Source organism: Pseudomonas sp. 8 R 14, from assembly GCF_900005955.1.
GTDB lineage: Bacteria > Pseudomonadota > Gammaproteobacteria > Pseudomonadales > Pseudomonadaceae > Aquipseudomonas > Aquipseudomonas marginalis.
The window spans coordinates 1-8,977 of sequence record NZ_CVTH01000028.1; the positions used below are offsets into that span (position 1 = coordinate 1).

The window sequence follows — 8,977 nt, forward strand, 5'->3', positions numbered from 1 at the left end:
CGCAGGTCGATGCTGCTTTCAATGCGTTGGCGGGTGGTGCGGTGGGCCGAGGGGAATCCATCGTTGAACAAGGCGGTCGTCATTCCTTAACTCCTGGGTTTTTGGGGAGTCGAGAGGGTAAAGACGTAGTGGCGCAAATTAATGTCGGACGTTTCGCCATTTCAAGGCAGGCACTTCCCGATCCCGCTTTGCCATCTTGTGAGCACCGTCTCGATTCGGGAACAGTGCGCCCCACGTCACTCCCGACGCACAACAGGACAAGGAGCCAACATGGCAGTCGATATGTTTTTGAAACTGGGCGATATCAAGGGTGAATCGCGGGACCAGGCCCATCGTGACGAGATCGACATTACCAACTGGGGCTGGGGTTTATCGCAAACGGGCTCGATGCATTCCGGCACGGGAGGCGGTTCGGGCAAGGCCGACTTTGCCAACCTGAACCTGACCAAACCCCTGGATAAATCCAGCCCCAACCTGATGATGGCCTGCGCCACCGGCAAGCATTACCCCGAAGCCAAATTGGTGGTGCGCAAGGCCGGCGGAGCCAGCCCGGTGGAATATCTGGTGATCACCTTGAAGGAGGTCATGGTGGTGTCCTACAGCACCCGCGCTGAAACGGCCGAAGATGTGTTGTACGACAGCATCGCCTTGAACTTCGCCACCGTCGACGTCAGCTATCAGCCGCAGAAGGCCGATGGCGCCAAGGACGGCGGGCCGGTGAAGTTTGGCTGGAATATCCGGCAGAACGTCAAGGTGTGATGCGCTGAGAGGGCATAGGTATCCACACAGCCTTTCAAACCCTGACACATCTCTCTGTGGTGAACGGGCGGTGCGACGATTCGACAAGCCCGCTCACCACAAGAATGCGGTCGCCTGAAATTTGTTTATGCAAGACTCAAGATTTTAGAGTGAAAATTTAACCCTTTAAAATCAATAATTTATTTTAAGCTTGATAAAGGCCCATCACTCACTCGCCAAACCCGATAATCGCCTTGGTTTCCAGATACTCCTCGAACCCCTGCACCCCATACTCCCGGCCATTCCCTGAGCGCTTGTAGCCCCCAAATGGCGCCATCGGATTCCACGCCGGATGGTTCAGGTGCACCTGGCCCGCCCGTATACGCGAAGCCACCGCCCGCGCAACATCTAGGTCCTGCCCCTGAACGTGAGCACCCAGCCCGTAGACCGTGTCGTTGGCGATGGCGACGGCTTCATCCACCGTCTCATAGGCAATGATGCACAGCACCGGGCCGAATATTTCCTCTTGGGCAATGCGCATGGCGTTGTCCACGTCGGAGAAAACCGTCGGCCGCGTATAGAAGCCCTTGTCAAAACCCGCCGGCCGTCCCGGCCCACCGCACAGCAGTTTGGCGCCCTCGTCGAGGCCGGCCTGGATCATGGCCTGGACGCGATGGAACTGGGCTTCGTTGGCAATCGGGCCCAACTGCGTTTCTTCCGATTGCGGGTCGCCCACGATCAATGCATTTGCGGTAGCCGCCGCCAGGGCTTCGACTTCGGCCAGGCGGTTTCTCGGCACGATCATGCGGGTCGGCGCGCTGCACGACTGGCCGACGTTGCGAAACGCCGACATCACCCCCAGCGGCACAGCCTTGGCGAAGTCGGCGTCGGGCAGCAGCACATTCGGCGACTTGCCCCCCAGTTCCTGGGTGACCCGCTTGACTGTCGGCGCGGCCGCTTGGGCAACCAACGCGCCTGCGCGGTTGGAGCCGGTGATGGAGATCATGTCGATGTCCACGTGGGCCGCCATGGCCGCGCCGACTTCGGCACCGCTGCCGTTCACCAGGTTGAACACCCCAGGCGGCAGACCGGCGTCATGCACCAGTTGGGCAAACAGCAGGGCGCTCAATGGCGACAGTTCGCTGGGTTTCAACACCACGGTGCAGCCGGCGGCGATGGCCGGGGCGACTTTTGCGGTGATTTGATACAGCGGCCAGTTCCACGGCGTGATAAGCCCGCACACGCCGATGGGCTCGCGCTCGATTGCGGTGCCGCCTTCCACGGTCTGGAAGCGATAACTGGACAGCAGGTCCCGGGCGACCCGCACGTGCTCGGCCGCCAGCGGCACTTGCATCGCCCGCGCGAAGCCAATGGCCGCGCCCATTTCCAGGGACAGCGCCTGTGCCAGTTGCTCTTTGCGCTCAAGGATCAGTTCGTGGATTTTCCCCAGCACCTGGGCTCTCGCAGCAGCCGGGGTCGCAGACCAACCGGCGAACGCCCCGCGTGCCGCCGCAACGGCCCGGTCGACATCCTCGGCAGACCCGCGTGCCACCTCGGCAACCACGGCTTCATTGGCCGGGTTGACCACCGGCAGCGTCGCCGGGATCGCCGGGAACGTCCAACGACCGTTGATGTAAAACTGGTGAGCCGTTTGCGCATCAACGCTGTAGCTGTTTGAAGATTGAGTGGTCATCCAACTGGCTCCCTGGAGCGGTAATAGGCGCTGCAAACAGCACGGCCCGGTGTCCGGATAAGCTAGCAAAAGGCTCCCGCGCAAAGATGCCGTTATTCAACGCTGCAAGGGATAATCTGCTGAATCCGGCAGGCGGGTGAGGCTCATATGAGTTTTCCTGTGGTGGGGGCGTTTGCCGGCACCGTCGAAGGTTGGGTAAAGCGCCGGATATCGAACGGGCTGATCAAGGTGCTGGTGCTGCCGGTGCTGATCAGTTCGGCCATCACATCCCCCACGCCCGGGCCGAGCTGGAAGCCGTGGCCGCAGAAGCCGAAGGCATAAAACAGCCCGTCCACGCTGCCGCTGGGGCCCATCACCGGCAGGGAGTCGGGTGTGTAGCTTTCGATGCCGCTCCACACTCGGATGATGTTCAGCTTCTCGGCGCCCGGCAACAGCCGTTTCATCTGGCGCATCTGGTTGAGCAGGCTCTCGGGCTTGAAAAACGCGCGGCGGTTGAGCATGTCCGGCGTGCAGCGGGCACCGCCACCGATGATGATGTTGCCGCGCGGGATCTGGCGGAAGTAGATCACCTCTTCCTTGATCTTGGTGAACACGCCGATCACGGTGGGCAAGGCGTAGGGCACCGGTTCCGTCACCGACATCTGCGGGCCGTTGGGCTCCAGCGGCACCGGCTCGCCGAAGCGCTCGGACAGGCGCGCGGCCCAGGCGCCGGCGGTAATCAACAATTGCTCGGCAACAAACAACTGACCGTCGGTGGTGGTGACGTGGAACAGGCCGTTGACCTTTTCCACGTCGGCGACTTCGGTTTTTTCCTCGATGCGTGCACCGAGGCGCCGTGCGGCGCGGGCAAACGCCGGCGCGGCCAGCCGTGGGTTGGCGTGGCCGTCGTGGGGCGCGTAGGAGCCGCCTTTCACCTCGGGGCCGAGGAAACCGAAACGCTGGTGCAACTCGGCGCCGCGATAGATTTTCAGGTCCAGTTGCGCGGCTTCCGGCGCGGCGGCGTAGGCCTCCAGTTCGGCGATTTCATCTTCGCGATAGCACACGCGCATGTGGCCGCTGGGGATGAATTCCAGGTCGTCGTCGATCAGCTCCGGCAGGCGCTTCCACAGTGCCCACGAACGATTGGCCAGCTCCAGTTGCCCCAGGTAGCGGCCCTGGCGGCGCACATTGCCGAAGTTCACACCGCTGGCGTACTGACCGATCTGGTCGCGTTCCAGCAGCGTGACCGAGCAGCCGCGGCGGCGCAGGAAAAACGCCGACGAGGCGCCCATGATGCCGCCACCGATGATCAGCACAGCGCTTTTTTGCGGGTTCATGCAGGCTGCTCCTGTGTAGCACGGGCCACCGCTTCGATTTCGATCAGGTAGCCATGGTGCAACACCGGCACGGGCACCACGGCGCGGGCCGGTTTATGGTTACCCAGGTAGCGCGCGTAAATTTGATCAAAGGCGGGCCAGTGTTCTATGCCGACCACGTACACCGTCACTTTGAGCAGGTCGCCGGGGCTCAGGCCCGCTTCACCGAGGATCGCCACCAGGTTATCCAAGGCAATCGAGGCTTGCACTGCGAACGGTTGCCCGGCGCTGTGCTCGCCATTGGCGCGTACCGGCAGTTGCCCCGATACATACAGCACGCCGCCGTGTGCCACTGCCTGGGAATAGTGCCCGCCCGGCGGTGCCGCGTGGGTGCTATGAATCGAGTGGATGCGATTACCAGCCATGCAGGCGACTCCAGGTGTGCACGCTGCCATCGGCCTCCACGGCGTGATAATCCGGGAACTGCGCGCCGGTGGCACAGGCATGGTTGGGCAGGATGCGCAGCCGACTGCCGATGGGGAAGCGCGTGACAAGCGCGTCACTGTGGGCAGCGCCCAGGGTGACGATGCCGTGTTCCTGGTTGGCAGCGGTGACCCGCGCGCCGTCGATCCAGTCGCCCGCTTCGCTGCACACTTGGCCGTAACCGAAGTCCTGGCGCTGGCGCTGGGTGCCACGGTCGCGGCTCATGGCCATCCAACCGGCGTCGGTGATAATCCAGCCTTTGTCCGGCTGATGGCCGATCACGGTGGTCAGTACGCTCAACGCCAACTCATCGGCCTGGCACACGCCGATGTTGCGCATGACCAGGTCGAAGAACACATACACACCTGCGCGTACTTCGGTGACGCCGTCCAGGTTCAGCGCCGAGAGGGCCGTGGGGGTGGAGCCGATGCTGACCTCGGGGCACGCCAGCCCGGCTGCGCGGAGGATGTCTGCGGCGCGTACGCAAAGTGCGCGTTCCTGTTCGGCCAGCGCTTGCAGGGGTTCAAGGCTGTCCAGCTCGTAACTCGAGCCGGCGTGGGTCATCACGCCACGCAGGTGCAGGCCGCCCTCGCTGAGGATGCGGGCGACGTCGATCAGTACAGGGTCCTGCGCGGCCAGGCCGGAGCGATGGCCGTCGCAATCGATTTCGATCCACACGTCGAAGCGTGCGTCATGCTGCTGTGCGAAAGCGACGATGGCCTCGGCGCCCGGGACGCTGTCGGTGAGCAGGCTGAGGTTACAGCCTTTGCGCCGCAGGGCCAGGGCTTGGGGCAGTTTGCCTGGGGCGATGGCCACGGCGTAGAACACATCGCGTATGCCGGCGGCGAAACAATGCTCGGCTTCCTTGAGGGTGGACACTGTGACACCGCTGGCCCCGGCGGCGATCTGGGCGTGGATCACCGGCAGGCACTTGCTGGTCTTGATATGCGGGCGCAAACGCACGCCCAGGCTGCTCATGCGTTGTTGCATACGCTGGATATTGCGCTGCATCTGCGGGATGTCGACGAGCGCGGCGGGCGTGTCGAGGGAAGCAATCGGCGTGGACATGGCGGAGCTCGCGTGGCTGGGTACAGGCTGCACTCTACTCAGCTCTTGTTAACGTGTGGTTCAATCAGCGCTCATCAATCATTAAGTAAAATTGAATGATTTCCATCGAAGACCTTCGCCTTGCCGTGACCCTGGCCCGCTCGGAGTCGCTGAGCGCCGCCGCCCGCACCCTGAATGTGTCGCCGCCGGCGTTGTCCATGCGCCTGCGCAAGTTGGAGACGCTGCTCGGGCTGAGCCTGGCCAATCGCGATGCGCGGCGCCTCAGCCTGACGGCGGATGGCGAGCGGTTTTCGCGGGAGAGCGCGCTGTTGCTGGAGCAGCTTGAGGCGCTGCCGGAGTCGTTCCGGCACAAGGATGAAACCCTGGTGGGCACCTTGAGGGTGGCGGCGCCGTTTGGCTATGGCCGCCAGCGCATCGCACCGCTGTTGGCGCGGTTTGCCAAACTGCACCCGCAGCTGTGTTTGCAGCTGGATTTGCGCGAGACGCCCTGGCCCGATCGCCATGACAGTGATGCGGTGGTTCACATCGGCCATCTGAATGACAGCCTGTGGACCGCGCGGCCACTGACACCAAACGAGCGCTGGTTGTGCGCCAGCCCGGCCTACCTGCACGCCCACGGCGTGCCGTCTGCGCCGGATGAGCTGGCGTCCCATCGCTGCATCTGCATTCGCGAAAATGATGAGGACGTGACCCTGTGGCACCTGCGCAAAGGCCAGAGCCGCAAGACCCTGCGCGTGGAACCTGCGTTGTTGAGCAACGATGGCAGCGTTGCCCGGCGTTGGGCCGAGCAAGGCTTGGGGCTGGTGCTGCGTTCGCAGTGGGACGTGAGTGACGCCGTGGCCAGCGGCAGCCTGGTACGTGTGTTGGCGGACTGGAGCTTTGACAGCGCACCGGTGCTGCTGCTGGTGCCGTCGCGCAAACTGCGCAGCCCGCGCGTACAGGCGTTGGTGACGTTTCTGGAAGAGGCGTTGAAGGCCTGAGTCACTTCACCGCGTAGACCTTGCGCACGTACACCGTACTGGTCCAGGCGCAGGGCGCGCCTTTGGCCACGAACACGGTATCGCCGGTATTCACCGTGACTTCGCCACCTTCGTTGCCCTGCAGGGTGACGCGGCCTTCGAGCAGGTGCATCAGTTCGTGCAGTTTGTGCGGGCGGCCGTGGCGGGCGTAGGGCGTCGAGTCCCAGATGCCGACGCGCAGCTCGGTCACGGCATCGTCGAACAGGTTGAATGCGCGGCACTGCGGGGTGGGGCCGATCAGTATCTGGGGTTCCGGCGCGGCGGAGGGGTTGAGCAGGGTGTGCGGGTCGAGCAGGGTCAGGCCGGGGCACACCGGGGCATCGGCCTGGTCGACCGCGCAGAACGCCCATTCGCTGCCTGCACTGGCCTGCACCGTGAGGCGTGTGCCGAAGCCGATTACGGCGCTGGCGCCGACGTCCAATTCCAAGGTCTGTTCCGCGGCACTGAGCACGACATGGCCTGCATGTACCACCAGCGTTTCGCTGTGAGGGAAATCTTCGATCACCGCTTCGCCGCTGAAGGACACCAAGCCTGCGGACACGCCATCGTCGCCCATCCAGGCAAGTTGGCGGCTGTCGCCGAACGGGTCCTGCGCGCTCAAGGCGGCCTTGTTGAAAGACGTGGCAACGCGGCTGCCGTCGGCGCGTGCCAACAGCAGGATACGGGGAGATGACATGGGGAGTGCTCCGGGAGAAAAGTCAGCCGATCGCCTGGGTGATCAGGGCAAAGGGGTGTACGCCTTGGCTGGCCTGGGGCGGCGTACCCAGGGCCATTTGCGCGACGGTGTCGATGTTCTTCAGGCCGGCCTGTTCGAGCCAGTCGCTGAGGCCACAGGCGAAGGGAATGTCGATGCGCACAAAGGTGTCCGGCACCTGGGCCAGCAAGGTGGCGATCAGGTACTTGGCCTGCTCGATATTTTCCGCCACCACCGGGCCGATGCAACGCCCACGCCCAAACGGCCGCAGCAGGGCGAAGCCGCGTAGGCGGCCGTCGCGTTCGATACCCACGGCGTGCTCCACCTGCAGGTCACGCAGCACTTCACGACGGTCCATACCACTGGCGGCCTTGGCCAGCGCGAGCAGGCTGGCGTGGTCATCGGCGTTAAGCGCCCGGCAGGTTTCGCCGTCGGCCAGCGTCGGCAGGGCGGGCACCAACGCCTGGCCCTGGTGTTGCTGCACTCGCCCGAACTCGACGAACCCCTGGCTGGCATACAACGGCGCGCCGGCGAGGGTGGCGTTGAGGACCGGCGTGCGCGTATCGCAGGCGGCAATGGCCTTCTCCATCAAGCGCCGGCCGATGCCCTGGCCCTGGTAGTCATTGCTGACGATCACCAGGCCGATGGTGGCGTAGTCGCCCTGGGGGCAGGTGAACGCGCTGCCGATCAGCCGCTCGCCATCCATGACCACGAAGCCGTCGCTGACCCGTTGCAACATTGCCCAGTCTTCCAGGCGGTGAGGCCATTTGAGTTGCACCGACAAATCGTGGGCGGCCGGGAGGTCGGCTGCGGTCATTGGGCGGTAGAGATAAGTGGGGTGTGGCAGGGCGGACATGGCGAGCCTCCGGAGCGTTGTTAATTGTGGCGTCAGGGTGCTTGTATCCCACCTGGGTTGAGGGCTGGCAAGGGGGGCGGGAATATTCGGTAGATTCCTCGTGGTGTGTGGGGCGAGACCACAGTTACTACTTAATTGGGGTTGGGGGGCAGCAGCAAATGCCATGAGGTTGGCGTTGGAGCCAACTGGAGTAGGGCGGGGGTACAGGGTTAAAAATGTGGGAGGGGCGGTGCGACGGTTCGACTTGCCCCCGATGAGGCAGTGTCAGTGGATGCATCTGTAGCTGAGCTGCTGCCATCGGGGGCATAAGTATCTGCACAATTTTTTTCAGCGGTCTGTGGCGAGGGCGCTTGGTTCCGTGGCGGCCTTTGGGCCGACCGCTTTTTTTGGGGTGGAGTACATATCCGTTGCTGCGGTCACGGCCACCTATGGTTCCGCTCTTACAGCGGGTCACTTTTGGAAAGACCCAAAAGTAACCAAAAGGTCTTCGCCCCAACACTCGGCACCTCGCCTAGGCTCGGTGTGCCCTCACTCCGGCTTTGGAGCGTGGGCCGCCGCGATGGGCCATCCCTGGCCCAGCGCGGCTAACCCGGCGTCCTGCCGGGTTACCCACGCTCCAAAGCCTACGTTCGGCCAGCGTGTTTGACGGGGCGATTTGAGATCAAAAGCCAAAGCGAGGCGGCCTTAAAGCCGACCTGATCATTGAAGCGTGCGCGGTGTGGCTTCTACTTCCTTAACCGCTGACGAAGTCAGCAATCTTTTGATCTGCTCTGGCTCTGGCTCTGGCTCTGGCTCTGGCTCTGGCTCTGGCTCTGGCTCTGGCTCTGGCTCTGGCTCTGGCTCTGGCTCTGGCTCTGGCTCTGGCTCTGGCTCTGGCTCTGGCTCTGGCTCTGGCTCTGGCTCTGGCTCTGGCTCTGGCTCTGGCTCTGGCTTTTGATCTTGATCTCAGGCGCCCCGTTAACCACGCTGGCCGAACGCAGGCTTGAATCCGTGGGTAACCCGGCAGGACGCCGGGTTAGCCGTCCTGGGCCAGGGACGGCCCATGACGGCGGCCCACGGATTCAAGCCTGCGTTCGGGCATACCGAGCCTAGGCGAGGTACCGAGTGGTGGGGCAAGAGCCCTTTGGTTAC

Annotated in this window: 9 protein-coding genes; 2 read left to right on the forward strand and 7 right to left on the reverse strand. The window is 63.6% G+C overall.

Annotated elements, in window-relative coordinates:
- Positions 1-270: 270 nt before the first annotated feature.
- Positions 271-759 (forward strand): Hcp family type VI secretion system effector, encoded by a 489-nt coding sequence (locus BFQ01_RS04245; RefSeq protein WP_065924329.1) that lies wholly within the window; start codon positions 271-273, stop codon positions 757-759.
- 208 nt (positions 760-967) lie between these two features.
- On the opposite strand, the gene BFQ01_RS04250 is transcribed toward BFQ01_RS04245, so the two are convergent.
- The 4 genes from BFQ01_RS04250 to BFQ01_RS04265 form a co-directional block, all read right to left on the reverse strand.
- Positions 968-2,431, reverse strand: coding sequence for an aldehyde dehydrogenase family protein (locus tag BFQ01_RS04250; RefSeq protein WP_065924330.1), 1,464 nt, complete (start codon positions 2,429-2,431; stop codon positions 968-970).
- A gap of 143 nt (positions 2,432-2,574) precedes the next feature.
- On the reverse strand, positions 2,575-3,747 hold the full coding sequence (locus tag BFQ01_RS04255; protein WP_065924331.1) for an NAD(P)/FAD-dependent oxidoreductase: 1,173 nt from the start codon (positions 3,745-3,747) through the stop codon (positions 2,575-2,577).
- Complete coding sequence (locus BFQ01_RS04260) at positions 3,744-4,151, reverse strand: RidA family protein (protein ID WP_065924332.1); 408 nt, start codon at positions 4,149-4,151, stop codon at positions 3,744-3,746. Before BFQ01_RS04260 ends, BFQ01_RS04255 begins: the two co-directional genes overlap by 4 nt.
- Positions 4,141-5,277 (reverse strand): DSD1 family PLP-dependent enzyme, encoded by a 1,137-nt coding sequence (locus tag BFQ01_RS04265; RefSeq protein WP_065924333.1) that lies wholly within the window; start codon positions 5,275-5,277, stop codon positions 4,141-4,143. Before BFQ01_RS04265 ends, BFQ01_RS04260 begins: the two co-directional genes overlap by 11 nt.
- A 95-nt stretch (positions 5,278-5,372) precedes the next feature.
- Between BFQ01_RS04265 and BFQ01_RS04270 the strand changes: the two genes are divergently transcribed.
- A complete protein-coding gene (locus BFQ01_RS04270) occupies positions 5,373-6,257 on the forward strand; it encodes a LysR family transcriptional regulator (RefSeq protein ID WP_065924334.1) in 885 nt (294 codons plus the stop codon).
- 1 nt (position 6,258) lies between these two features.
- On the opposite strand, the gene BFQ01_RS04275 is transcribed toward BFQ01_RS04270, so the two are convergent.
- From BFQ01_RS04275 to BFQ01_RS04285, 3 genes are all read right to left on the reverse strand, one after another.
- A complete protein-coding gene (locus BFQ01_RS04275) occupies positions 6,259-6,972 on the reverse strand; it encodes a cupin domain-containing protein (protein WP_065924335.1) in 714 nt (237 codons plus the stop codon).
- A gap of 22 nt (positions 6,973-6,994) precedes the next feature.
- Positions 6,995-7,846, reverse strand: a complete 852-nt coding sequence (locus BFQ01_RS04280) for a GNAT family N-acetyltransferase (RefSeq protein ID WP_065924336.1) — start codon at positions 7,844-7,846, stop codon at positions 6,995-6,997.
- Positions 7,847-8,595: 749 nt separating this feature from the next.
- Positions 8,596-8,811, reverse strand: coding sequence for a hypothetical protein (locus BFQ01_RS04285; protein ID WP_176718732.1), 216 nt, complete (start codon positions 8,809-8,811; stop codon positions 8,596-8,598).
- Positions 8,812-8,977 lie beyond the last annotated feature (166 nt).

Bases quoted from the DNA above. Each gene is read 5' to 3' on its own strand.
- BFQ01_RS04245 (WP_065924329.1), top strand. From the start codon at position 271: ATGGCAGTCGATATGTTTTTGAAACTGGGCGATATCAAGGGTGAATCG.
- BFQ01_RS04250 (WP_065924330.1), bottom strand. From the start codon at position 2,431: ATGACCACTCAATCTTCAAACAGCTACAGCGTTGATGCGCAAACGGCT.
- BFQ01_RS04255 (WP_065924331.1), bottom strand. From the start codon at position 3,747: ATGAACCCGCAAAAAAGCGCTGTGCTGATCATCGGTGGCGGCATCATG.
- BFQ01_RS04260 (WP_065924332.1), bottom strand. From the start codon at position 4,151: ATGGCTGGTAATCGCATCCACTCGATTCATAGCACCCACGCGGCACCG.
- BFQ01_RS04265 (WP_065924333.1), bottom strand. From the start codon at position 5,277: ATGTCCACGCCGATTGCTTCCCTCGACACGCCCGCCGCGCTCGTCGAC.
- BFQ01_RS04270 (WP_065924334.1), top strand. From the start codon at position 5,373: ATGATTTCCATCGAAGACCTTCGCCTTGCCGTGACCCTGGCCCGCTCG.
- BFQ01_RS04275 (WP_065924335.1), bottom strand. From the start codon at position 6,972: ATGTCATCTCCCCGTATCCTGCTGTTGGCACGCGCCGACGGCAGCCGC.
- BFQ01_RS04280 (WP_065924336.1), bottom strand. From the start codon at position 7,846: ATGTCCGCCCTGCCACACCCCACTTATCTCTACCGCCCAATGACCGCA.